Source organism: Rhodococcus sp. NPDC056743, assembly GCF_042790355.1.
GTDB lineage: Bacteria > Actinomycetota > Actinomycetes > Mycobacteriales > Mycobacteriaceae > Rhodococcus_F.
On the sequence record NZ_JBHTZI010000005.1, the window covers coordinates 80698 to 106919 of the forward strand.

A 26222-nucleotide genomic window follows, 5' to 3' on the forward strand; every position below is an offset into this window, starting at 1 on the left:
ATCAGGCGGGCCCCTGTACTCACCGCAGATATCTGAGCAGCATAGCGGTTGAACGTGGTGCAGGGTGTGGCTACGAAAGTGCGCTTTTGTCGCCCACATACGAAACCGCACCCCACCGTTGTGGTGGGGTGCGGTTTTGTATGTCTCGTGCGACTAGCGCTGCGGAGCCGCCGTCGGGAGGATCGGAGCCGGAAGCGCCGTCTCACCTTCGAGGTAAGTATCCACAGCGGCTGCTGCGGAACGTCCCTCGGCGATGGCCCAAACGATCAGGGACTGACCGCGGCCCATGTCGCCGGCCACGAAGACACCGTCGACGTTGGTGTTCCACTTGGACGTGCGGGCGACGTTGCCACGCTCGTTCAGGTCGACACCGAGATCGGTGAGCAGACCCGGCTTTTCGGGTCCGACAAAGCCCATGGCCAGGAACACGAGGTCAGCCTCGAGCTCGAAGTCCGAGCCCTCGACCTTCTCGAAGCGACCCGACTTCATCTCGACCTCGTGAGCCTTGAGGCCGGTGACCTTGCCGTCTTCACCGACAAACTTCTCGGTGTTGACGGAGAACAGGCGCTCGCCACCCTCCTCGTGAGCCGAAGCCACGCGGTACATCAACGGGTATGTCGGCCACGGAGTCTGCGCTGCGCGAGTCTCCGGGGGACGCGGCATGATCTCGAACTGATGGACGCTGGCAGCGCCCTGACGGTGCGAGGTACCGAGACAGTCGGCGCCGGTGTCGCCGCCACCGATGATGACGACCTTCTTGCCCTTTGCATCGATTGTCGGGGCATCCAGATCACCGAGCTGAACACGGTTGGCGATCGGGAGGTACTCCATCGCCTGGTGGATGCCGTCGAGTTCGCGGCCGGGGATCGGCAGGTCGCGAGCTGCGGTGGCGCCGCCGGCGAGAACCACGGCGTCGAACTGCTCACGCAGCTCGTCAGCCGTGATGTCCACACCCACATTGACGTTGGCCTTGAAGACGGTGCCTTCGGCTTCCATCTGCTCGAGACGGCGGTCGATGTGACGCTTCTCCATCTTGAACTCGGGGATGCCGTAGCGCAGCAGGCCACCGATGCGGTCTGCCCGCTCGAAGACCGTCACTGCGTGACCGGCGCGCGTCAGCTGCTGCGCTGCAGCCAGACCGGCCGGACCACTGCCGACAACGGCGACGCGCTTGTTGGTGGAACGCGCCGCGCGAACCGGCTTGACCCATCCCTCGTCGAAGGCCTTGTCGATGATCTCGACCTCGACCTGCTTGATGGTGACCGGATCCTGGTTGATGCCCAGAACACAGGACGCCTCACAGGGTGCGGGGCACAGGCGACCGGTGAACTCCGGGAAGTTGTTGGTCGCATGCAGACGCTCGATCGCGTCGTGCCAGTGGTCCTTGTACACCAGGTCGTTCCACTCGGGGATCAAGTTTCCGAGAGGGCAACCGTTGTGGCAGAACGGAATTCCGCAGTCCATGCAACGGCTGGCCTGGGTCTTGAGGGTTTCCTTCGGGAACTCCTCGTAGACCTCTTTCCAGTCGAGCAGGCGCAACGGCACCGGCCGGCGAACCGGAAGTTCGCGGGACGTGTGCTTCATGAAGCCGCTTGGATCACCCACGAGCTGCCTCCATCACTGCCTCGTCCACGTTCTTGCCATCCTTCTCTGCGGCCGCGATGGCCAAAAGAACCTTCTTGTAGTCGCGGGGCATCACCTTTGCGAAGTGACCCACCTGCTGCGACCAGTCCGCGAGGATGCGTGTGGCAACCTCGGAACCGGTTTCGTCGCGATGACGTTCGATGGCGCTCTTCAACCAGGTGAAGTCGTCGCCCGAAAGATCCTCGAGGTCCACCAGTTCGGTGTTGAGGTTCTTCTCGAAAGCCCGGTCGGGGTTGTAGATGTACGCGACGCCGCCGGACATACCGGCACCGAAGTTACGTCCGGTGGCTCCGAGGATGACCACCTTTCCACCCGTCATGTACTCGCAACCATGATCGCCCACACCCTCGACGACGGCAGTGGCGCCGGAGTTACGGACTGCGAAGCGTTCGCCGACCACACCGCGAAGCAGAGCCTCACCGCTGGTGGCGCCGAACAGGATCACGTTGCCACCGATGATGTTGTCCTCGGCGACAAAGCCTTCCGCTGCATTGAGCGGCGGGCGTACGACAATGCGTCCACCCGAGAGACCCTTGCCGACGAAGTCGTTGGCGTCGCCGTTCAGGCGCAAGGTCATGCCGCGGGGCACGAACGCACCGAAGCTGTTACCGGCACTGCCGGTGAACGTGATGTCGATGGTGTTGTCGGGCAAGCCCTCTCCACCGAACGCCTTGGTGACCTCGTGGCCGAGCATGGTGCCGACCGTGCGGTTGACGTTGGTGATCGCGGACTCGAATGCGACCGGCTCACCCTTGTCGAGTGCGTTGCGTGCCGACACGATCAACTGCTGATCGAGCGCCTTGTCGAGGCCGTGATCCTGCGTTCCGGTGCAGTGGACGTCCTGGTCCATGAACGCGGACTCGACCTGGGTGAGGATCGGCGACAGATCGAGATTGCCTGCCTTGCTTCCCTTCCAGTGATCGAGGGCGCGCGTGGTGTCCAGCATGTCGACCTGGCCGACTGCTTCGAGCAGCGTGCGGAAACCGAGTTCCGCGAGAAGCTCGCGAACCTCTTCGGCGATGAACATGAAGAAGTTCTCGACGAATTCCGGCTTGCCACTGAAACGCTTGCGCAGCACCGGGTTCTGCGTCGCAACACCAACGGGGCAGGTGTCGAGATGGCAGACGCGCATCATGATGCAGCCCGAGACCACCAGCGGTGCGGTGGCGAAACCGAACTCCTCGCCGCCGAGCAGAGCAGCAACGACAACGTCACGGCCCGTCTTGAGCTGGCCGTCGACCTGCACGACGATGCGGTCACGAAGACCGTTGAGCAGCAACGTCTGCTGGGTCTCGGCGAGGCCGAGTTCCCACGGTGCGCCGGCGTGCTTGACGGAGGTCAGCGGGGTGGCACCGGTGCCACCGTCGTGACCGGAGATCAGAACGACGTCGGCATGCGCCTTGGAGACACCGGCCGCGACGGTTCCGACGCCGACCTCGGAGACCAGCTTCACGTGGATGCGGGCCTGTGGGTTGGCATTCTTCAGGTCGTGGATCAGCTGAGCGAGATCCTCGATCGAGTAGATGTCGTGGTGCGGCGGCGGCGAAATCAGTCCGACGCCCGGCGTGGAGTGCCGAACCTCGGCCACCCACGGGTACACCTTGTGAGCCGGAAGCTGGCCGCCCTCACCGGGCTTTGCTCCCTGCGCCATCTTGATCTGGATGTCGGTGCAGTTGCTCAGGTAGTGCGACGTGACACCGAAGCGCCCCGACGCGACCTGCTTGATAGCACTGCGACGCGAATCGCCGTTCTCGTCCGGCGTGAAGCGTGACGGATGTTCGCCGCCCTCACCGGAATTGGAGCGAGCGCCCAGACGGTTCATCGCGATGGCGAGCGTCTCGTGAGCCTCGGCGGAGATGGAGCCGTAGCTCATCGCACCCGTCGAGAAACGCTTGACGATCTCGCTGGCCGGCTCGACCTCGTCGATGGAGATCGACGGCCGCTTGCCGATGTTGAAGTCGAACAGACCACGCAGAGCCGCAAGGCGCTCCGACTGGTCGTTGACCATGGTCGTGTACTCCTTGAACACCTCGTACTGACCGGTGCGAGTTGCGTGCTGGAGCTTGAAGACCGTGTCCGGGTTGAACAGGTGGTACTCGCCCTCACGACGCCACTGGTACTCGCCGCCGACCTCGAGCTCGCGGTGAGCGCGCTCTTCCGGACGATCGAGGTACGCGACGCGGTGACGCGCAGCCACATCGGCTGCAATCTGATCGAGGCCGATACCGCCGAGCTGCGACTGCAGACCGGTGAAGTACTCGTCCGTCAGCTCCTGCGACAGGCCGATGACCTGGAACAGCTGAGCACCGGTGTACGACGCCAGCGTCGAGATGCCCATCTTGGACATCACCTTCAGGACACCCTTGCCGGCAGCCTTGATGTAGTTGGCGATGCCTTTCTCGAGGGTCAGACCCTCGAGTTCCTTGTTCTGCAGGAACTCGTCGATGGTCTCGAAAGCCATGTACGGGTTGACTGCGGCAGCACCGAAGCCGATGAGGAGCGCCATGTGGTGCACCTCGCGGGCGTCGCCGGCCTCGACGATGAGACCGACCTTGGTGCGCGACTTCTCACGAACCAGGTGGTGGTGCACAGCGGAGGTCAGGAGCAGCGACGGAATCGGTGCGTAATCCTCGGTGGACTCACGGTCCGAGAGCACGACGAGGCGTGCGCCGCCCGCGATGGCCTGCGAAACCTGGTACTTGATGCCGTCGAGCGCACGACGGATACCGTCGCCGCCTTCCTTGACGGGGTACAGGCCACGGATGACAACGCTGCGGAAGCCGGGGAATTCGCCGTCGTCGTTGACGTGAACAAGCTTCGACAGATCGTCGTTGTGCAGGATCGGCTGTGGGAGCGCGATCTGCTTGCAGGAATCAGCGCTCGGGTGCAGCAGGTCGCCCTCGGGGCCGAGCGTGGCACCGAGGCTGGTGACAACCTCTTCACGAATAGCGTCGAGCGGCGGGTTGGTGACCTGAGCGAACAGCTGCGAGAAGTAGTCGAACAGCATCCGCGGACGTGCGGAGAGCACGGCGATCGGTGTGTCGGTACCCATCGAGCCCAGAGCCTCGGCACCCGAGAGGGCCATCGGCTTGACGAGCAGGTTGACCTCTTCGTTGGTGAAACCGAAGAGCTGCTGACGCAGAACGACACGCTCGTGCGACATGTACGTGTACGGGCGATCGGGCAGATCGTCCATGTCGATGAGACCTTCGTCGATCCACTGCTGGTACGGATGCTCGGCGGCGAGTTCCGACTTCAGTTCGTCGTCGCTGATGATCCGGCCCTGTGCCGTGTCCACGAGGAACATGCGGCCGGGCTGCAGGCGGACCTTCTTGACCACGGTGGACGGATCGATCGGCAGGACGCCGACCTCCGACGCCATGACGACAAGGCCGTCCTCGGTGATCCACAGACGCGAAGGACGCAGACCGTTGCGGTCCAGCACAGCGCCGATGACGGTGCCGTCGGTGAAGCACACCGACGCCGGTCCGTCCCAAGGCTCCATGAGAGCCGAGTGGTACTCGTAGAACGCCCGACGAGCGGGGTCCATGCTCTCGTGCTTCTCCCAGGCTTCCGGGATCATCATGAGAACTGCGTGCGGCAGGCTGCGGCCGGCGAGGTGCAGCATCTCGAGAACCTCGTCGAAACGAGCGGTGTCGGATGCGCCCTGGGTGCAGATCGGGAAGATCTTCTCGAGGTTCTCGCGGCCACCGAAGACGTCGCTGTCGATGAGGGACTCGCGAGCGCGCATCCAGTTCTCGTTGCCGGTGACGGTGTTGATCTCACCGTTGTGAGCGACCCGGCGGAACGGGTGCGCCAGCGGCCACGACGGGAACGTGTTGGTGGAGAAGCGCGAGTGGACGAGGCCCAACGCACTCTCGACACGATCGTCCTGCAGGTCCAGGTAGAAACCCTTGAGCTGCGGGGTGGTGAGCATGCCCTTGTATACGAAGGTCTGGCCGGAGAGGCTGGGGAAGTACACCGTCTCGCTGCCCGGGCCGCCCTTGCCGGCGCCCGAACTGCCGAGTTCATGCTCGGTGCGCTTACGCACGACGTACGCCCGACGCTCGAGGTCCATGCCCGTGAACTTGTCACCCTCGGAACCGATGAAGATCTGGCGGAACGTCGGCATCGCGTCGCGCGCCAATGCGCCGAGCGACGAGTCGTCGGTTCCGACCTCGCGCCAACCGAGAACCGTCAGGCCCTCGTCGACGACGATCTTCTCGACCGCGGCAGCAGCCTCGTGAGCTTCGGCGTCGCCCTGCGGCAGGAACGCGATACCCGTTGCGTACGCGCCTTCGGCGGGCAGCGGGAAGTCCACGACAGCCCGGAAGAACTTGTCGGGAACCTGCAGGAGGATGCCCGCGCCGTCACCCGTGTTGGGTTCGGAGCCGGCCGCGCCGCGATGCTCGAGGTTCACCAGAGCGGTAATCGCCTTTTCGACGATGTCGCGACTGCGGCGACCCTTCATGTCGACAACAAATGCGACTCCACAGGAGTCGTGCTCATTGGACGGGTGATAGAGGCCCTGGGGGCCTGGAAGTTGCTTCATACCCAGCCTTCGTATGCCATAAAGATGCACCGACGACCAGCAACGCTGATGGTCATCAACTTGCAATGCAAGTCCTCAGCACCGGCACGACGATGTGTCCGGCGCAGTCGGTTGAAACTTCTGCGAGTCAACCGTGTAACGAAAACGATAATTCAGAACCCCAGCATGCGCGCAACTAAGGTAGCCCTATATTTGCTCTGAACTGCGGCGATGCAGGACGCCCGAGAGCGCCTCGGAAAGATTCAGGGCTGCGTTCGTGCAGAAAAGTTCCGCTTCACAGGATACCGAATCCCCAGGCAACCGGCCTAAAAGTGCGATAAATGCAACAACTGGCCGCAGCGATAAAGATCAGCTGCGGCCAGTGTGTCTGAAACTTTAGCAAAAGTTGATCGATCAACCAAGGCCTGTGGCGGCATCAATTGTTAACGGAATCTCATTCGTGTGATTTCCCAACGCTCCCTGTGATTTACGCTCCCCGTGATTTACGTACGCTCAGCCGCATGACAACAGCGGTGGTCGTGGGCAGTGGCCCCAACGGACTGGCAGCGGCAATCGAACTCGCCCGACACGGAATCGCGGTCCACGTCATCGAAGGCGCCGACAAAATCGGCGGCGGCACCCGCAGCAGCGAATACATTGTCGACGGACTCATCCACGACGACTGCGCGGCCTTCCACCCCACCGCACTGGCATCACCGTTCTTCCGCGGCCTCGACCGGGAATTCGGTTTCGCCGATCACGGATTGGAGTGGCTCTGGCCCGAAATCGATCTGGTCCATCCACTCGACGACGGCACCGCCGGGGTTCTGTGGCGCGATATCAACCGAACCGTCGACGGGATGGGCGTCGACGGTAAGCGGTGGCGCTCGGTATTCGGGTATCTCTCGGAGCACTTCGACGCGTTGGTTCAGGACGTCTTTCAACCGATCATCCACGTCCCGAAGCATCCGCTGACACTGGCCAGGTTCGGCGCCGGCGCGATTCTTCCGGCAACTGGCCTCGCGCGAATGTGGAAAACCCAGCAAGCCCAGGCACTGTTCGGTGGCAGTGCCGCCCACATGTTCGGGACACTGAACACCCCGCTGTCCAGTGCGGTCGGACTGATGCTCATTGCCGGCGCCCACGCGCATGGCTGGCCGGTCGCCCGAGGCGGGTCCGGCGCCATTGCCGCAGCTCTGGCCTCCATTCTGCGCGGCCTCGGCGGCACCATCGAAACCGGGAACTGGGTCACCGACTTCTCCTCGTTGGCCGGCTACGACATCGTGATGCTCGACCTCGCACCCGACGCCGCGGCGCGACTCCTCGACGGTCATCAGCCAGACCGAATTGCGCGCGCCTACCGTCGCTACCGCTATGGACCTGCCGCCTACAAAGTCGACTACGCCGTGCGTGGTGACTCCGACGGAAGCGTCGTACCGTGGACCAATCCACACGCCCGGAAAGCCGGCACCCTGCACCTCGCCGGTTCGATGCCGGAAATCGCCGCCGTCGAACGTCAGACCGCCCGGGGTGGAATGCCTTCCGCACCATTCATTCTCGTCGGTCAGCAGTTTCTGGCCGACCCGTCACGATCAGCGGGAGATATCCATCCACTGTGGTCGTATGCACATGTCCCGCATGGATATTCAGGTGACGTCACCGAGTCCGTCACTCGGCAGATCGAACGCTTCGCGCCGGGCTTCCGGGAGCGGATCGTCGGGGTGCACGTTCGCACTGTCCCGCAAATGGCGGCCTACAACCCCAATTACGTGGGTGGCGACATTTCTGCGGGTGCAAACACCCCGAGGCAGATCATCGCCCGCCCCAGATTCGGGTCGGATCCCTATGCCACCGGGGTTCCGGGTGTCTTTCTCTGCTCGTCCGCAACTCCTCCGGGCGGCGGCGTCCACGGGATGGGCGGCTACAACGCGGCGCGGGCGGCATTGAAAACTAAGGGCTGAAACGTCCCCGCGGGGACGTCATTTCGGACAAATACCTCGCCACCAGACAGTGATTGCCTAGTCGTCCGGACTCCATTTCAATGTCACAGGCGTCAGCTCACCCGATTCGGGATCGAAAGGGATTATGCGGAAGTATCCGGTGTTCAGATCAACCTCGTCCTTATCGTCGAATTTGATTCCTGACCAGATACCCATCATCGTCGAACCAGCGTGGGCGAGCGCATGTTCGACTTCGCGCTGGGTCACCAGAACAGCAGCGCCAAAAGTCTGTGTGCCTTTGGCTTCCAGGTACAGGAGCTTTCCACCCTTTTCGGCCGTCGCATCGAAGGGACTACCAAGTCTGGTATCCGTTAGCTTCCAGCCCCGCGAACGATAATGCTCCATCAGGCGGTCTTGTGCAGCGTCTTCGATCTTCTTCCGGAGCACCGGGTCCTGCAGTCGCCCCTGAGCTGCCCCTCTACCCAAGCGGCCTTCCGCCTCGACGTCAAGGCTGTCACGGTGCGCCACCCACAACATTTCGAGATCCAACGCTGCGTTCGCCGCCAGCATGATCCCGCCGCCCTGAGGCCGCCAATGTTGTTCAGGCATAGCCTCTTCCAAGGCCTCGGTCGGTAGTAGATCTTCCACTGCAAGGACTACGTCCCACCGGAGGTCGACATAATTTGCAGGACGCTTGGAACCATCCCAATGATTGCCTTCGTAAATTTCGCTGGTCACTTTCCCGCTGGCAACGATTCCTCGTCCCTTAGTTCCCTGACGAAGCAGGAAAACCCGGTCGCCTGGGCCGACCCCGCTCTTCCGTCCACCGGTAGACCAGTTGTCCTTGACCTTTACGCGTTTGGCTGTTTGGTCGATAGCATCGAGATAGGCGGCACCCCAATCCCATTGATCTGGATTCCACGTAACGATCAATGCACCATGCATGGCCAGTACCTCCTCAGTGATCCGCCGCGTGGCCAATAGTAAAGTTCGGGCGCACCTCGATTTCGATTACGACCCGGACCCGTCCGAATTGCGTAGATAATGCTTGAAACGTCCCCGCGGGGACGACATTTCGGACAACGGAAGGCGCAGCATTGGACGACCCACCGGAAGATGCATACGGGCGGGTGACGAATCCGGAGCGATTCGCTCCGTTGATATCGGCTGCCGAAGAGTTGATCCGTGATCTGGTATCCAGGTTCGACGTGACGATTTCCCGCGGTCCAGCGGCGCCGTCGAAGTCGAAGACTGTTGCGATGTTGGAGACTGACTGTGCGGATAACTCCCGCTCGAACGGACCAGGCCCCGCTCACGATCACTTTCACGTCGTTTCCCGGGCTGTACCTCGACGTCGGTGCGTGGCAGCACATCGCGCTCCCCTCATGTGGATGCGATGCGTGCGACGAGGATGCCGAATCCGCCTTGCGGGAAATGGCTGAATACAAAGAAGCTCTGACCGCCGGGCAACTCTCCGAACGCATCACCGGCAATCTTCGGCCAGTGCTCGAACATTCCTGGGAAGGCAATGGCTGGGGTCGTAGCGGCAAGTCCTCTCTGTCCAGGGAGAAAGCCTCCGAGCTTCGTGCCGGACCGGTGCAACCGCCGGAAGATGGCCGTTGGATGCCGTGGTCGACGACGCTTCCCTCCTAGACTGAAATCTCACACGCAAAGGGCAGGAGGCTGAGGTGGTCGATACAACAGGGGTGGCCGACTGATGTACCCCGAGTTTCGTGGAGCCATCATTTGACTTCAGGCTACGGGTTGGCGTGTGAAGTGTACGTTCTCGAACTCGATCGGTGTCAGCATCCCGAGGGCACTGTGCCGACATTGGCGGTTGTGGAAGATCTCGAGGTACTCGAACATGGCGTTGGCCAGTTCGATCCTCGTTTCCATCGTTTCCTGTTCAAGAGTTCGGTTTGCATTCTGCCCCAAAAAGATTCGATGACGGCATTGTCGTAGCAATCGCCGATCGATCCCATTGACGGGACCAACCCCGAGTCGTGGGCCCGGCGGGTGAACGCCCACGATGTGAATTGCACTCCGTGGTCGGAATGAATCAACGTACCGGGCGTCGGACCCCGATTCGAAATGGCCATTCCCAGAGCGTTCGTCACCAATATCGCAGTCTGAGAACTGTCGATCGACCAACCGACGACCCGCCTCGAAAACGTATCCAAGACAACAGCGCAGTAGATTTTACCTTCGCAGGGTGGGATGTTCCGTGATATCCGTGACCCACAGCTTGTTCGGCTCGTCGCGGGTGAACTTGTGGTCCACGAGATCGCTCGCGGTCGGGGTCTGATACTTGGAACGTGCACGCTTGGTTTCCCGGAAGTCCTTTCACACCAGCAGCTCTCATCAACAATTCGACACAGCCGTGCCCCACGACAATGCCGTGGCCAAGGGTGAGTTCTTCCGTGGACCCGGCGGGCACCGTAGGTGCCATGGGAGGCGGTGTGAACCTCGGTGATCAGCTGCGTCAGCCACGCATGTCGCAATGGGCGTTCCGAGGGTGGGCGATTGCGACACTCGTAGAAACCGGACTCCGACACCTCCAGAATCCGACACGAGGTCTGTACCGGTACTCCTTCCCTGTCCATCACCTCGATCGCTTCGAACCGCCTTTTAGGCCGCCACCGACTTCAGCAATTCTGTGGAGCGTTTGGCAATCGCAAGCTCGGCCTCCAACTCGGCGATACGACGACGGGCAGCAGCGAGTTCAGCGCTCTCGATCGAGCTCAGCCCCGGCTTCTGCCCGGTATCGATGAGCTCCTGGCCCAAGCCAGTTGTAGATCGTCTGCTCGGTGACATCGAGACCCGAGGCGACCTCGGCGACCGTGCGGCCTGACTTCAACAGGTCGAGTACTTTGCGGCGGAATTCGGGTGGATAGCGTCGGGGCATCGTGGACCGCTCTCGGGTGCATCAATGCCTGAAGTAAAACAAACGAACTCCGGAAAACTCGGGAACATCAAAGCCTCCGGACTCGCAGGTGCGATTCACCAACAGTCACTCAATGTCACCCTTCGCGTCGCCTGGGCCGAAATTAACACGACTGGGGACCACGCTCTGTGGCAGCGGCGCTCGGCTCTGGCGCGAGTACACGCTCAAGTAGCTCCCGACCAAACTGTGTAGCGGCGGCACCTCGATAAGCCGAAGTGGACTGCTCCGGCAGAACCATCTCGTCCTCAGCCCATCTAGCCAATTCATCGTAGTTGCTTGCCATTTCAACCCCTGCTCCCAAAACGGTTCATCCTGCTCAATTACGAACTCGCAACTTCAAAACTGGAATGGGCCGGGATAGCCATTCCTTTCCCAACTAACCAGCGGAAGGGTCTCGCTGGTCAAACGAGTACGCGTGAACGTCACTACAACAGCTTCTCACTCTCTCGGGTACACCGAAAAATCGTTGAGAATCTTGATCCCTATTCACGAAAACGTGAGAACCGACGGCTTCCTCGGATAGCCGATGTCGAACCGGTCGCCGACGCTCGTGGTCCGTCCCACATCTCTTCGGATTTCGCACTCGCGTCACGAACTGGTCAGTACCCCTGCAGCACGCCGCGCGATCGCAACAACTCGATCGACCACCTCTGTATCAGCCAATACGTCCTTGTAGCGGAGCTGCCGCCCAGAGTACGCCAAGACCATTGACCAAAACTCGCGGTCGCTGGTTCGGAATGCCTGAATCCACTCATAAACACCTTGGAACCACGCCTCACACATGTGTTCAAATCCGAAACTCGCTGTGCCGAAATGCTTTTCAATGTGATCGACGTCAGGCCAGCGAGATCCCCGGAGAGGCGAGTCAGGATGAACGAGTGTCGAGATTAGCATTGTAACCGGATCTAGAGCCCCTCCCGCGAATATGGTGCTATCGAAATCAATCAGTACCGCCTGATCGTTGTCGATCAGTACGTTGCCCGGATGAAGATCGCCGTGCCGCAACCCCATTCGTGTTGTGGCGGTGAGTGTTCCAGCAGGTACTGCAATGTCGTATGGCTTGAGTCTCGTGTGAAGCTCTTCCCAGTCGATCAACGATTTGCAGATCTCTGCAACTGATAGGGACCTCCGCTGGTCTGCTACCAAGTTCAATGCCTCCCAGACAGGGCGGGCAAGTTCGACAGCCATAGCGGGATCCTCGGAAATCCGTACCATAAGCGCGTACGGGTTGTCGCCCGCTATTTGAAGCACGCTGAGGTGACTGCCGCCCATGAGTCCAGAAAGTGTCGTCATCGTGCAGGTGGTGCTCACTCGGGGCAACAAATCAGAGAGTCCACCCAGCGGGCTCGCTTCCTTCACTCGCTTCGCAACGATGGAAGCGACATGCCCCTCCTGCCTACTTAGTTCACATCTCCACACACTCGCACCAGTGAGCCCGCCACCCAACGAAACTGCGGATAACGACACGGCCTGATAGCCGAACGCCAACCTCCTGAGAACGCGCTTGTCTAGGTAGCTCAGCGAATCGATACCGTCGGCCGTTGAGATTTCGATATCCTCAAGTTTCTGCAGGAGATCGCGGAACTCTTTGACCTCCTGTTTGAATTCGAGAGACTGGTCCTTCTCAAGCACTGTGATTCGGTCGATCATCCGTCCGGCGTTCGACGGCAACTGACCTCCACCCTGAAGTGATGCTTGTACATGTCGCACGTCCGCATAACCTGTGAAGACGATTAGTCTGGAGTCCGGGTAACTTGCACGGATCTCGCTTAGCAGTTCATCACCCAACTCGTCGGTCGCCGGTTCACCCGACTTCACAGGCAAGCGCCGGTCCAGGACGAAGAGGTCGATTAGCTCCTCTGACGTCTTGAGATACTCCAACGTTGGCGCGATGGAGTCAAAGACTCGGACATCGAAGCCCGATGACTCAAGTATTTCCTTCGAAAACTCTGACTGTTGGGGATCATCCTCGACGAGGATCGCCATCGGATTACTCATCAAATCTCTTCCCACTCATAGTGAAAGTTGCTGTGCCACTATACCCTTGGAGGTCAATTGTAATTCCCAAGCGAGAAGCAACCGTTCGAACGAGAGCGAGCCCCCGCCCCTGGTGCGCCATCTTCGACGAGTTGCCGACATCAATCACGTCAGTCAACGTGAGTCGATCACCTTTGAACGGGTTAGCGATTCTGACCCAATAATTGCGATCTGTAAAACCCCAGGTAACTTGAGCTGAGGCCGTCCCTGTTGCCTCAATGGAAGCGTCAATGGCATTTTGATAGGCATTGGAAATCAAAATCGAAAAAAGACCCTCGTCTGTTTCGATATCGATAGCCTGTTCAGTTGCTGCGGGGCTGACAAGTGGTCGGGTGTGAGGGTCAGGCCAGCTTTCGATCAGAACATGGGGCAAGCTGAATCGGCGAAGGTTCAGTTCTTCTTCCGACTTAATCATTGCGACAAGTCCGTCGATTCTCCGCTGGAGCTTTCGAACTGCTTCGTTGGTCTTGCTGTTTGGGTACGACGAGATCTCGCTATCTGCGGCAAGTCTGATCCAGCCTATGGCCGGGGAGAGTTCATGACGTATGAGTGATGCGATGTCCGTTTGATCGGACATCGGTTCAGCCCCGGACACCCGGCGATTTGATCTCCCACGATGTGTCGAATCGTCACGGGAGGAGGTGGATGTATTTTGCCTCTTCTCCAGAACGGTCAGCAATGCCGCGCGCAGGCGCGGGACATTCTCTGTCTGGAGTGCTCGCATGAGGTCCCGTGTCGTTACGGCATTCGGGTACTGGACCAGCCATCCAATGGCCCTTGCTCGGTCGCTGGGCGACGAGGATCTTAGGCTCTGCAATTGTTGAGGTACAACATCATTCATTCGAGACCGCCATGCTCCGTATAAAAGGCCGATCGCCGAGCGAACGCATCGCGCCCTCCCTCCATGAAACGTGTGATCCTGTCAACAACTTCATCCATGTCGAATGGACCTCTCACGTCGATACTCCCGACGCGGCCATCACTAGTGAGAACGATGACGTTGTCGGCGGATCCCAGCACCGGAATATTGGCATTGTGAGTCGCCACGATCGTCTGCGCTCCATTTTGCCGCCGCGCGATGAGACCGCTGACCACATTCGTGACTAGGAATGCGTTGTCGAGATGATCTTCCGGTTGGTCAAGAATCAGAGTCCGTTCGGGCTCCGAAAGCACGATCGGAAGCGTGACTGCACACTTTTGTCCAGTTGAGAGTGCGTCGACGCTCTTGTCCACCGATCCGTCGTTGAGCCTAAAGTCAACGCTGTCGGTCAGCGTAATCTGGGTGAGCCCCTGAAGAGTGTCTATTGTATTGAGGTTCTCGATCAGCTTGTGGGCTCGGTCCACCGCAATATCCGCGACCGCAGCGAGTCCGTTGGAATCCCGATCCTCGACCATCTCCATTAACTGCCGTGGCAACACGCTGTCCGCGACTGCTCCAATAAGCGCCGAACGCGTGCTTGTTCCTCGGAGTGCCTCTTGGAGATAGTTCCGGAACTCGCTAGCGTCTGCGAGGTGGTCCACGACTACGACAACGTTGTTCGCGATCTGCGACGTGGTAGATCGAGCAACCTCGGCCCTCCTGTCGAAGAGGTCTTCTTCAGCTCGCTCCGCAAGGTCAAGTCGTGCAGCACGCCGCTGTACAAGATTTGCTTGCCGAGCCTCAAGATCGCGTATGACGACGTCGTTCCCATCAAGGGACCGCACTGCCGCGTCAATATTCCGCAACTGTGCAGTGATTTGACCGAGACCAGCCTCCGCCCGCTCAAGCTCTTCCCGTATTGGAGCTGCATTCTCCCTCGCCGCGATGTTTTCTTCCCGCGTTTCCGCGCTAGCGGCAGCTAGACCAGTCTGCGCATCTTGGAACGCCTGAACAACACGTTGCGACAGATTGGTGGCCTGTGCCAGGACATCGCGGACTGCAGTTGCTGTCGGGAGATCATCCGCACGATCGGTGATTACGGCCATGCGGTCGACCTGCCGCGTCTGCGACACCAGAAGGTCAGCGATCTCAATCCGAACCGATTCAATACGCTCGAGGTCCTGACCGGTCTGGATGACACGTTCTTCAGCTTGGCTAAGGCTCTCACGCAACTCAGATAGCTGAGCTGTGCTGCCGCCCAACAGCGCTGCCTCCTGCGATGAGAGGAGTTCCCGATCAGCCACAAGCCCTGCGCGCTTCATCGATTCCTCGCGACGATCTTCCAACTCCGTTCTGATCTCAAAGATCTCACCGGTGAGAATGGCCGCCTCAGCACGATCAGGGAGGTCGGTGGACGCGCCAGTCCGAAGATCAAGCAAATTGAGGCGACTTGTCGCGTCTGACGCGATCTCCTCAAGCTCATTCTGCCCGAGTACAAGGACTGAATGCGAAAGGTCTTGCCGCCGGCCACCGCCCTTCACATCCACGACAAGGCGCCTACCCCCGTCATCGGACTCCACATCGACGACAACCTCACCTGCCTCGAGCACTGCGTCCAGAAACGCTTCGCGCTGTTGTTGCGCCGACTTGCTTCGCTCCGCATGCTGGGCGCCGACGGCATGGCGCAGGAGTTCAAGAAGTGTGGTCTTGCCCGCGCCCCGTGGACCGACAACGACATTTAGCCCTTTGCTCAACGGTACGTCGAGACCACTGAGGAACCCTCCGGTTACCCGAATTCTTGAGACCCACATTCGGTCAGCTCTCCTACTTGTCATAGTGAGTAGGGCACCGACTGGACGGCCCTCAAGGTCGACATTATCGGACAGCAATCGCTGACGCGTTTAAGTGACGCCCTCTGGTAACAGGCGTTTCCGCTACGCTGCCCGCTGATCGTTGTCACGACGTCGATGATCCACATGACGCCGCGCAATCAGCAGTCATGACCCAGTGAGCATCGGGCGAACTTGATTGAAGGGAGGAAGACGGTCACGTTTGCTATATCGCACTGCACAGCTCATACAGAGCGAAGACGCACAGCGACCCAACAGTCGCTCCCTTTGGGATGACCCCATCCCCGACCCGGACCTAGAACTATCAGACCAACCCAACGAAAAAAGCGAGGTCACGAACTCTTTCGAGTTCGTGACCTCGCTTGTGGCAGTTCGTGGAACTGCCTGTGGTGGGCGAAGGGGGACTTGAACCCCCACGTCCCGAAGGACACTGGCACCTGAAGCCAGCGCGTCTGCCATTCCGCCACTCGCCCGAGCAACGTCGAAACATTATCACGACAACATTTGAACTTACTATTCGTACTGGTCAAAGCATGAAATGAAGAACACAGGGTACTTCGGTATGAGGAACCGATATCATGCAGAAACCAGAGCCAGGTACTGCCGAACAGCCGTTTGACAGTACCGTGGAACCTGACAGTAGTTCGAACGACACGCGAGTGAGCGATGCCGGCGCTAGTTGCCGAGCATTTTTCCACTCGTCATTGCGAAGCGAGAGGAGACCCCGATGGGCATCGTTCAGCGTTTTGAGCGAAAGCTGCAAGGAGCTGTCGGTGACGCATTCGCACGTGTCTTCGGCGGTGGCGTCGTACCGCAAGAAGTAGAGGCTGCGCTCCAACAGGAAGCGCGGGACCGCGTCGAGCATCTCGGCGGCGGAATCCTCCTTGCGCCCAACCACTATGTGATCACGATCAACAATTCGGATCACGAGGAATTGGCGGCCGACCGCGACCTCACAATCAAGGCTTTCAGCCGGCATCTGCAGGATTTCATCCGCGATCAGGGCTGGCAGACGTATGGCGATATTTCGGTGACTTTCGAGCCCTCGCCTACATTGCATACCGGTCAGTTCCGCACCCGCGGCACTGTCGACCCGGACGACGATGCCGATCAGCCGTCGCCCCGGTCCAATGTTCCGCAGGTATCGTCTCGACCGCCACAATCACCTGCACCTATTGTTCCCCCTGTTTCGAATCCAGTCCCGTCACAACCAGGAGCCGGCACCATGACGCAGAACTCAGGCTACGATTCCAGCCGCGAACCGGCTGGTCGCCAGCCCGATCAGCAGCCGGCACGCAACGGATACTCACACGACGACGGCAGCTACCCCGCGCCGCGGGGCCAGGAAGCGCCTCCGCAAAACGGGTACGACCGGGGCGACGGATACCGCACCGGTGACGATCAGCCGCAGCAGGCGCCATACGACCAGGGCGGCTACAACCAGCAGGGCTACCAGCAGCAGCCGTACAACAACCAGCAGGCGTACCAGGGCAGCTACGACCAGCAGGGCTACCAGCAGCAGCCGTACGACGCTCAGCAGGGCGGCTACCAGCAGCCCGCTTATGATCAGCAGTCCTACGACCAGGGCGGCTACAACCAGCAGGCCTACCAGGGTGGTTACGACCAGCAGGGCTACCAGCAGCAGCCGTACGACGCTCAGTCTTACGATCAGGGCAGCTACGACCAGCAGGCATACACCCAGCAGCCATACGAGGGTCAGTCGTACGACCAGGGCAGCTACGACCAGCAGGCGTACAACAACCAGGGCGGCAACTACGACCAGACCCAGGCGTACGCCCAGCCCGGCTACAACCAGGGCGGATACGCGCCGGCAGCCCAGCAGGCTGCAGTGACGGCAACGCTCCAGCTCGAGGATGGCAGCGGACGTCACTTCCAGTTGCGTGATGGCAGCAACATCATCGGCCGCGGCCAGGAAGCGCAGTTCCGCCTCCCTGACACCGGTGTTTCACGTCGCCATATCGACATCCGCTGGGACGGCCGGACGGCAATGCTCTCCGATCTCGGTTCCACGAACGGCACCACAGTTAACGGCGCGCCGGTTCAGGACTGGCAACTCGCCGATGGCGACATCATTCGCGCTGGTCACTCCGAGATCTTGGTACGTATCCTCTGAGTGTGACGAAGGTTGCTGGCGAATTTTCCGATAACAATCGAACATAGGGCGGTCCGTCGGCGCGCCTCCGGCACTCCGTGTCAGTATCGTGATCTTTCGGGGCCCCGTGCCCCATATGATGCTGCCAGTCGACAACGCTCGAACCCTTGCTGCGGCGGGGATCGAGCCATAGAAGGAGGTGGACAGCCGTGCAGGGCCTGATTCTGCAACTCACACGGGCAGGCTTTCTGCTCCTCTTGTGGCTGTTCGTCTGGGCAGTCCTGCGGACGCTGAGGTCGGATATCTACGCCGGCTCCGGAGTGCGTGTTCCCCAGCGGTACACACGCGCCGGGAAGGTCCTCCCCTCCCTCGGCAAAACGAAGGTGCCTCGCTATCTGGTTGTCACACAAGGCGCTCTCGCCGGCACTCGCATCACGCTGGGTTCGCAACCCGTCATGATCGGTCGAGCCGACGATTCCACGCTCGTCCTGACCGATGACTACGCGTCGACGCGCCATGCGCGGCTCTCCCAACGCGGGGCCGACTGGTACGTCGAAGATCTTGGTTCCACCAACGGCACATATCTGGACCGCGCCAAGGTCACCACGGCTGTGCGGGTTCCGTTGGGTACCCCGGTTCGTGTCGGCAAGACGGTAATCGAGTTGCGCCCGTGACCCTTGTTCTCCGCTACGCGGCGCGCAGCGACCGTGGTCTGGTGCGCTCCAACAACGAAGACTCCGTGTACGCAGGTGCTCGCCTCCTGGCTTTGGCCGACGGTATGGGCGGCCACGCTGCCGGCGAAGTCGCGTCGCAGTTGATGATTGCGGCGCTTGCGCATCTCGACGACGACGAGCCCGGCGAGGATCTGCTGGGCAAGCTCGAGGCAGCAACGCGTGAGGGCAACGACTCCATTGCCGATCACGTCGAGGAAGAACCCGAACTCGACGGCATGGGCACGACGCTCACCGCGATCCTCTTTTCAGGCAGCAAGCTCGGTCTGGTGCATATCGGTGATTCGCGCGCGTATCTGCTGCGTGACAACCACCTGACACAGATCACCCGCGACGACACTTTTGTTCAGTCCTTGGTCGACGAGGGCCGCATCACCGCGGAACAGGCACACACTCACCCGCAGCGGTCGCTGATCATGCGAGCGCTGACGGGAAACGAGATCGAGCCGACGCTCACCATGCGCGAAGCCCGCGCCGGCGATCGTTATCTCCTGTGCTCCGACGGTTTGTCCGACGTGGTCAGCGACGAAACCATCGAGAACACGATGCGCGAGGGCTCGCAGGAAGAGTGCGCGGATCGACTCATCGAGCTGGCTCTGCGCAGCGGCGGACCGGACAACGTGACCGTCGTGGTGGCCGACGTCATCGACCTCGATTACGGACAGTCCCGTCCCATCGTCGCGGGCGCTGCGTCCACCGAGGAAGAAGAGTTCACTCCTCCTCCCAATACCGCTGCCGGGCGCGCTGCCGCGATGCGTCCCCCGCGCGCAACGCCTAAGCGTGTCGTGTCCCAGCCTGAACCCGAGCCGAAGAAGAAGCGGAACCGGTTGTGGTGGGTAGTCATTGCCGTAGTGCTGCTCGCGGTGATCGGAGTTGGTGCCGTCATCGGACGCACTGTCATCCGCAACAACTACTACGTCGGAGCCGACGAGGGCCGCGTCACCGTACTTCGCGGAATCCCCGGTTCCGTCCTCGGATACTCGCTGCAGGAAGCTGACCTGATCGGGTGTGTCGGCGACGACGACGTCCTGACGCTGGTCTCCCCGAACGAGATCCCGGCCGATTGCAACGTCCTCGAGGTGACCGATCTGCAGCCGTCGGCGCAGGAACAGGTCCGGGCCGGTCTGCCGTCGGGCAATCGTGCGGACGCGCAGAGCCAGATGATCCGTCTCATCGGCGGCGATCTTCTGCCTCGTTGTGAATCGATTCCGACCACCACGACTCCCACGACGCCCCCGGTGGGAACAGCGGTGGTTCCGACTACCGAAGCGGCGCCTCCACTGCCGGGTGAACCTGTGCCGCCGGTGGCAACAACCACCACTCCGACACCGACACCGACCGGCATCCCTGGTCAGACTTGCAGGACGGTCAACTGATGTCGTCCAACGCCACTGCTGGGACGGCTTTTCCGAGCCCACCCGGAGGTTTTGCTCCGGCACCGGTCCAGTCGACCCGCCGGAACATGGAGCTGCTGCTCCTGGGCTTCGCCGTCATCATCACGACGGTGTCGCTTCTGCTCGTCGAGGCGAGCCAGGAACAGAAGATCACTCTCGATCTGGCCAAGTACGCACTCGCGTACACGGGTCTGTTCTTGATCGCGCATTTGGCGATCAGGCGATACGCACCGTACGCGGATCCGTTGTTGCTTCCGATCGTGGCATTGCTCAACGGCCTGGGTCTGGTTCTGATTCACCGTCTGGATCTGGCCGACGAACAGACTGCGCTGTACAACGGCGTCGAAGCACCATCTCCGGACGCGAACCAGCAGGTTATGTGGACGGCGTTGGCGATTGCAGGTTTTGTTCTGCTGCTGGTGTTCTTGAAGGACTACCGGTTGATGGCCAGGTTCAGCTACACGCTGGGTCTGGCAGGCCTGGTGTTCCTCGCGATCCCGGCAATCCTGCCGGCGAAGTTCTCGAGCGTGAACGGCGCGAAGATCTGGATTCGCCTGCCCGGATTCAGCATTCAGCCCGGTGAGTTCGCCAAGATCCTGCTGATCATCTTCTTTGCGTCAGTCCTGGTGGCCAAGCGCGATCTGTTCACCACGGCCGGCAAACACTTCCTCGGCATGGACTTTCCGCGTGCCCGCGATCTCGGTCCGATCCTGCTCGCCTGGATCGTATCGGTCGGTGTGCTCGTGTTCGAGACCGACCTCGGTACGTCGTTGCTGCTGTTCAGCACAGTGCTGGTGATGCTGTACATCGCCACCGAGCGCGTCGGGTGGCTTGTGATCGGCGGTGGTTTGCTCGCCATCGGATTCTTCTTCGCCTACAAATTGTTCGGTCACGTCCGCGTACGCGTCGACACGTGGCTCGATCCACTCGGCGACTATGCCAATACCGGTTATCAGATTTCGCAATCGCTGTTCGGCCTGGCAACGGGCGGTATCGCCGGTACCGGCCTTGGCAGTGGCCGTCCCAATCAGGTGCCGTTCGCCAAGACCGACTTCATCATCGCGACCATCGGCGAAGAGTTGGGGCTCATCGGCCTGGCGGCTGTCCTGATGCTGTTCCTGATCCTGATCGTCCGCGGCTTGCGCACCGCGCTGGCTGTGCGTGACAGCTTCGGCAAGTTGCTTGCCGCCGGCTTGTCGTTCACCATCGCGATCCAGATCTTTGTCGTTGTCGGTGGCGTCACCAAACTGATTCCGCTCACCGGCTTGACGACGCCGTTCATGTCGTACGGCGGTTCGTCGCTGCTCGCGAACTACCTCCTGATGGCCATCCTCATCCGTATCTCCGACGCGGCCCGCGCGCCGGTCGTTGCCAAGAAGAAGGGTCCGCCCCCTATCGCCGACGCCAATACCGAGATGATGCCGCGCGTATGAACACTCCCCTACGCCGCGTCGCGATGGCCGTCATGTTGATGGTTGTCGCCCTCCTCGCCAACGCGACATACGTTCAGGTCATCAAAGCCGATGACCTGCGGGCCGACCCCCGTAACTCGCGGGTGCTGCTCGACGAGTACTCACGTCAGCGTGGTCAGATCTCGGCTGCCGGTCAGGTACTCGCCTCGTCCGCCATCACCGAGGATCGGTACAAGTACCTGCGCGAGTACCCCAATCCGTACCCGTACGCCCCGGTGACCGGCTTCTACTCGATGCAATACGGCAGCACCGGCCTCGAGCGCACCGAAGATCCGATCCTCAACGGTTCGGACAACCGGTTGTTCAGCCAGCGATTCTTCGACCTGGTGTCCGGACGTGATCCGCGCGGCGGGAACGTCGTGACCACTCTCAATCCGGCGATGCAGCAGGTTGCCTACGACCAGTTGACCAGCAAGGGCTACACCGGTTCCGTTGTCGCGATCGAGCCGAGCACCGGTCGCATCCTGACGATGGTGAGCACACCGAGCTACGACCCGAACCTGCTTGCGGGCCACGACGGCGCCGAGACCACGAAGGCGTGGGACGAACTGAATGCGGACCCAGCCGATCCGTTGGTGAACCGGGCTATTTCCCAGACCTACCCACCCGGCTCGACGTTCAAGGTGATCACCACCTCGGCCGCGCTCACCAACGGCGCTACCCCGGAAGATCAGCTGACCGCGGCGCCGCAGATCACCTTGCCCGGAACGAGCACCACGCTCGAGAACTACAACGGAAGCACGTGCGGATCCAATCCGACGGCATCGCTGCGTGACGCGTTTGCGCGTTCCTGCAACACAGCGTTCGTCGAGCTGGGTATCAAGGACGGCGCCGACGCCATCAAGGACGAGGCCAAGGCGTTCGGCATCGGCCCCAACACTCCGGCCATCCCGTTGTCGGTCGCAGACAGCACCGTCGGCGACATCCCCGACGACGCGGCCCTCGGGCAGACCAGCATCGGTCAACGCGATGTGGCCGTGACGCCGCTCGAGAATGCCGTGATCGCCGCGACCGTCGCCAACGGCGGTGTGCGGATGGCCCCCAATCTGATTTCCCAGCTGCAGGCACCGGACCTGACCGAGCTCAGTGCGCCGTCTCCGGTGTCGATGGGCCAAGCGATTTCACCGACGGTGGCGGCAACTCTCACCGATCTGATGATCGGTTCGGAGAACTTCACCGGCGGTGAGGGCAAGATCCCGGGCGTCCAGATCGCATCCAAGACAGGCACCGCCGAGCATGGCGTGAATCCGCGAGAAACACCGCCGCACGCCTGGTATATCGCGTTTGCACCGGCTCAGAATCCGACGGTTGCAGTCGCCGTCATCGTCGAGAACGGTGGCGACCGCGGACTGGCCGCTACCGGTGGCTCGGTGGCTGCACCGATCGGTCGAGCAGTTATCGCAGCCGGAATACAAGGGGGCTGAACCATGGCGTTGAACAATGGCGCTTTGATCGCCGATCGTTACCGACTGAACCGTCTCATCGCTACCGGCGGTATGGGCCAGGTCTGGGAAGCCACGGACTCCCGCCTCAATCGACGCGTTGCCGTCAAGGTACTCAAGTCAGAGTTCTCGTCCGATCCGGAGTTCCTGGAGCGTTTCCGCTTCGAGGCGCGCACTACAGCGCAACTGAATCACCCGGGCATTGCCGGTATTTACGATTACGGCGAGACTCGGGACAGCTCAGGCGATTCCACTGCCTACCTGGTGATGGAACTGGTCAACGGCGAACCGCTCAATGCCGTGTTGGCGCGCGTCGGCCGTCTTGCGGTTCCGCATGCGCTCGACATGCTCGAGCAGACCGGCCGAGCCCTGCAGGTTGCGCACGATGCAGGCGTGGTTCACCGGGACGTCAAGCCGGGCAACATCCTCATCACGCCCGCAGGCCAGGTCAAGATCACCGATTTCGGTATCGCGAAGGCCGTCGAGAGCGCCCCTGTCACGCGCACCGGAATGGTGATGGGCACTGCCCAGTACATTGCTCCCGAGCAGGCTCTCGGTCAGGACGCCACGGCGGCCAGTGACGTGTATTCGCTGGGAATCGTTGGTTACGAAGCGCTGTCGGGCCGGCGACCGTTCACCGGCGACGGCGCCTTGACCGTCGCGATGAAGCATGTCCAGGAGATTCCGGCCCCCATGCCGGCCGACCTGGCACCCAACATCCGCGAACTCATCGACATCACGTTGACCAAGGACCCGGCCGGTCGTTACGCCAACGGCGGCGAGTTCGCCGACGCTGTCGCAGCCGTCCGAGCTGGAAGGCGTCCGCCGCCACCGGGGTTGGGCCAGGGCGGGACGCTGACGCCGACTGGTGCCACCCAGATAATGCCCCCGACCGCTGGATACGCGGGTCCGGCCGCGATTGCCGCGGACGATGCTGCCGACGCCGGTGGACTGACAAGTGGCCAGAAGGCGATGGCATGGGCCGGCGGTGGATTGATCGCTCTGGCGTTGATCATCGGCGGCGTGTGGATTGCGACGGACGGCCCTGACAATTCGTCACCGGCTGTCGTGACGTCGTCGACGACAACCCGTCCGACGACAACGACAACGCGGCCGACCACCACGACAACTCGGCCGACCACGACAACGACCGAGCCGACCACCACCACAACGCGGCCCACGACGACAACGACCGAGCCGACCACCACCACAACAACGGTGCCGACTACGACGACAACCACCGAGCCGACCACCACGACGACAACAACGACCACGACAACTACAACCACCACGACAAACGCTGCAGAAGAACCGCTAGGACAAGACGAATGACGACACCTCGTAATCTCTCCTCCCGATACGAGCTGGGTGAGATTCTCGGCTTCGGTGGAATGTCCGAGGTTCATCTGGCACGCGACCTCCGCCTCAGCCGAGATGTAGCCATCAAGGTCCTGCGGGCCGACCTCGCGCGCGACCCTACGTTCTACTTGCGGTTCCGTCGTGAGGCGCACAATGCTGCCGCGCTGAATCACCCGGCGATCGTTGCTGTCTACGACACCGGTGAAGCCGAGACCGACGCGGGACCGTTGCCGTACATCGTGATGGAGTACGTCGACGGTGACACTCTGCGGGACATCGTGCGCAGCAACGGCCCGATGGCGCCGCGTCATGCGATGGAAGTGATCGCGGACGTCTGCGCCGCGCTCGACTTCAGTCACCGCAACGGCATCGTGCACCGCGACGTCAAGCCGGCCAACATCATGATCAACCGCGCCGGCGCAGTGAAGGTGATGGACTTCGGTATCGCGCGAGCGATCTCCGACGCGTCCAGCCCGATGACGCAGACGGCTGCCGTGATCGGCACCGCCCAGTACCTCTCACCCGAGCAGGCGCGCGGCGAGCAGGTCGACGCCCGTTCGGACGTCTACTCACTCGGCTGTGTGCTGTACGAGGTCCTCACCGGCCAGCCGCCGTTCTCCGGCGACTCTCCGGTTGCGGTGGCGTACCAGCATGTCCGCGAGGATCCGCCGACGCCGTCGGAGATCAACCCCGACATTCCGCGCGAGCTGGATTCGATCATCCTCAAGGCGATGAGCAAGAACCCCGCCAACCGCTACCAGAGCGCGGGAGACATGCGCAGCGATCTGGTTCGGGTGCTCGGCGGTCAGCGTCCGAGCGCACCGATGGTGATGAACGACGAGGATCGCACCACGATTCTCGGGGCCGTCGGCAGCGAGACCGGAAATCTCCGCACTGCTGCCGATCCCGTAGCACCCGTCACCGCCGCTGCTGCGAGTAGGCGGGCACCGGAGCCACCGGCCAAGAAGAAGGGTCTGCGCTACGCGTTGATGGGCTTCGCGGCCGTCATCGTCATCGCGTTGATCGGTGCCTTCCTGTGGCAGGTGAACTCGCCGAAGACGGAAAACGTCGCGGTTCCGACGGGACTGACCAATCAGCCCGCCGATTCCGCGGAGGCGACGCTTCGCAACGCCGGCTTCAACGTCGAACGGCAGAACAAGAACGACAAGGTTGTTGCGCCGGGCAACGTGATCACCACGCGCCCGGTCGGCGGAGTCAACCTCGAGAAGGGCAGTACCGTCACGCTCGACGTCTCCACCGGACCGGAGCAGGTCGCCATCCCGCGCTTGACCGGATTGAGCCAGGACGACGCCGAACGCAAACTCAACGCCATCGGCTTGCGCCTCGATCCCACGATCGGTCAGGCCGCGTCGACGATCGCCGAGGTCGACAAGGTTGTCGGGCAGGATCCGGCGAGCGGGGTTTCGGTAGTGCTCGATTCGGCAGTCTCGATCACCGTCGGTTCCGGTCCCGAACAGGTCCGTGTTCCCGATGTCACGGGACAGCGTGAAGAGGTGGCGCGCCCCAACATCGAAGGCGCCGGATTTGTCGTGTCGATCACCGAGATCGACTCGGGGTTGCCGGCCGGCCAGGTCGTCTCCACTGATCCTGTCGGTGGAACGTCGGCAACCAAGGGTTCGACGGTGACGCTTCGAGTGTCCAACGGCAACAAGATCGCGATGCCCGATCTCACCAACAAGACCGTCTCCGAGGCGTTGACCACGCTGCGGGCAGCCGGCTGGGCCGGAACAGCCGGCCAGTTGGTGCAGACGCAGACCACCACACTGGTACCGGAAATGGTCGGCAAGGTTCTCTCGCAGACTCAGCCGGCCGGGTCCGAAATCTCCAAGGACGCGGTTGTCACGGTCAGTGTTGGCGCGTTGGGAATTCCCAACCGCTGAGCCGG

General features: G+C 61.4%; 15 protein-coding genes, 1 tRNA gene and 2 pseudogenes. 10 read left to right on the forward strand and 8 right to left on the reverse strand.

Going from position 1 to position 26222, the window contains the following annotated elements:
• Window positions 1-153 precede the first annotated feature (153 nt).
• Window positions 154-1605, reverse strand: coding sequence for a glutamate synthase subunit beta (locus ACFRFQ_RS12620; RefSeq protein WP_378657656.1), 1452 nt, complete (start codon window positions 1603-1605; stop codon window positions 154-156).
• Window positions 1598-6196: a glutamate synthase large subunit gene (gene gltB, locus ACFRFQ_RS12625; protein ID WP_378657659.1), complete on the reverse strand. Its 4599-nt coding sequence runs from the start codon at window positions 6194-6196 to the stop codon at window positions 1598-1600. The genes ACFRFQ_RS12620 and gltB overlap by 8 nt, the downstream gene beginning before the upstream one ends.
• A gap of 500 nt (window positions 6197-6696) precedes the next feature.
• On the opposite strand from gltB, the gene ACFRFQ_RS12630 reads away from it, so the two are divergent.
• Window positions 6697-8136, forward strand: a complete 1440-nt coding sequence (locus tag ACFRFQ_RS12630; RefSeq protein WP_378657662.1) for a phytoene desaturase family protein — start codon at window positions 6697-6699, stop codon at window positions 8134-8136.
• A gap of 57 nt (window positions 8137-8193) precedes the next feature.
• On the opposite strand, the gene ACFRFQ_RS12635 is transcribed toward ACFRFQ_RS12630, so the two are convergent.
• On the reverse strand, window positions 8194-9060 hold the full coding sequence (locus ACFRFQ_RS12635; protein ID WP_378657665.1) for a hypothetical protein: 867 nt from the start codon (window positions 9058-9060) through the stop codon (window positions 8194-8196).
• 152 nt (window positions 9061-9212) lie between these two features.
• Here ACFRFQ_RS12635 and ACFRFQ_RS12640 point away from each other — a divergent pair.
• Both ACFRFQ_RS12640 and ACFRFQ_RS12645 read left to right on the forward strand, forming a co-directional pair.
• Window positions 9213-9347 (forward strand): annotated as a pseudogene (locus ACFRFQ_RS12640) (DUF6226 family protein); the annotation flags it as partial.
• A 43-nt stretch (window positions 9348-9390) separates the two neighbouring features.
• Window positions 9391-9768: a DUF6226 family protein gene (locus ACFRFQ_RS12645; RefSeq protein ID WP_378657668.1), complete on the forward strand. Its 378-nt coding sequence runs from the start codon at window positions 9391-9393 to the stop codon at window positions 9766-9768.
• A 99-nt stretch (window positions 9769-9867) separates the two neighbouring features.
• Here the strand turns inward: ACFRFQ_RS12645 and ACFRFQ_RS12650 are convergent.
• From ACFRFQ_RS12650 to ACFRFQ_RS12670, 5 genes and pseudogenes are all read right to left on the reverse strand, one after another.
• Window positions 9868-11020: pseudogene (locus tag ACFRFQ_RS12650) on the reverse strand (IS3 family transposase).
• A gap of 627 nt (window positions 11021-11647) precedes the next feature.
• On the reverse strand, window positions 11648-13057 hold the full coding sequence (locus tag ACFRFQ_RS12655; protein WP_378657672.1) for a response regulator: 1410 nt from the start codon (window positions 13055-13057) through the stop codon (window positions 11648-11650).
• A complete protein-coding gene (locus ACFRFQ_RS12660; RefSeq protein ID WP_378657675.1) occupies window positions 13050-13673 on the reverse strand; it encodes a hypothetical protein in 624 nt (207 codons plus the stop codon). Before ACFRFQ_RS12660 ends, ACFRFQ_RS12655 begins: the two co-directional genes overlap by 8 nt.
• Window positions 13674-13933: 260 nt before the next feature.
• Window positions 13934-15790, reverse strand: coding sequence for an AAA family ATPase (locus tag ACFRFQ_RS12665; protein WP_378657678.1), 1857 nt, complete (start codon window positions 15788-15790; stop codon window positions 13934-13936).
• Between the two features lie 402 nt (window positions 15791-16192).
• Window positions 16193-16278 (reverse strand) — tRNA-Leu (locus ACFRFQ_RS12670).
• Between the two features lie 254 nt (window positions 16279-16532).
• On the opposite strand from ACFRFQ_RS12670, the gene ACFRFQ_RS12675 reads away from it, so the two are divergent.
• From ACFRFQ_RS12675 to pknB, 7 genes are all read left to right on the forward strand, one after another.
• Window positions 16533-17939, forward strand: coding sequence for an FhaA domain-containing protein (locus tag ACFRFQ_RS12675; protein ID WP_378657681.1), 1407 nt, complete (start codon window positions 16533-16535; stop codon window positions 17937-17939).
• Between the two features lie 188 nt (window positions 17940-18127).
• Window positions 18128-18592, forward strand: a complete 465-nt coding sequence (locus ACFRFQ_RS12680) for an FHA domain-containing protein (protein ID WP_033235336.1) — start codon at window positions 18128-18130, stop codon at window positions 18590-18592.
• Window positions 18589-20025: a PP2C family protein-serine/threonine phosphatase gene (locus ACFRFQ_RS12685; protein ID WP_378657686.1), complete on the forward strand. Its 1437-nt coding sequence runs from the start codon at window positions 18589-18591 to the stop codon at window positions 20023-20025. The genes ACFRFQ_RS12680 and ACFRFQ_RS12685 overlap by 4 nt, the downstream gene beginning before the upstream one ends.
• Entirely contained in the window at window positions 20025-21476 is a 1452-nt protein-coding gene (locus tag ACFRFQ_RS12690; RefSeq protein ID WP_378657689.1) for an FtsW/RodA/SpoVE family cell cycle protein, read from the forward strand. The genes ACFRFQ_RS12685 and ACFRFQ_RS12690 overlap by 1 nt, the downstream gene beginning before the upstream one ends.
• Window positions 21473-22939, forward strand: coding sequence for a penicillin-binding protein 2 (locus ACFRFQ_RS12695; RefSeq protein ID WP_138871219.1), 1467 nt, complete (start codon window positions 21473-21475; stop codon window positions 22937-22939). Before ACFRFQ_RS12690 ends, ACFRFQ_RS12695 begins: the two co-directional genes overlap by 4 nt.
• Before the next feature lie 3 nt (window positions 22940-22942).
• Window positions 22943-24289, forward strand: coding sequence for a protein kinase (locus ACFRFQ_RS12700; protein WP_378657692.1), 1347 nt, complete (start codon window positions 22943-22945; stop codon window positions 24287-24289).
• Window positions 24286-26217 (forward strand): Stk1 family PASTA domain-containing Ser/Thr kinase, encoded by a 1932-nt coding sequence (gene pknB / locus ACFRFQ_RS12705; RefSeq protein ID WP_378657696.1) that lies wholly within the window; start codon window positions 24286-24288, stop codon window positions 26215-26217. Before ACFRFQ_RS12700 ends, pknB begins: the two co-directional genes overlap by 4 nt.
• The last annotated feature ends 5 nt before the right edge of the window (window positions 26218-26222 follow it).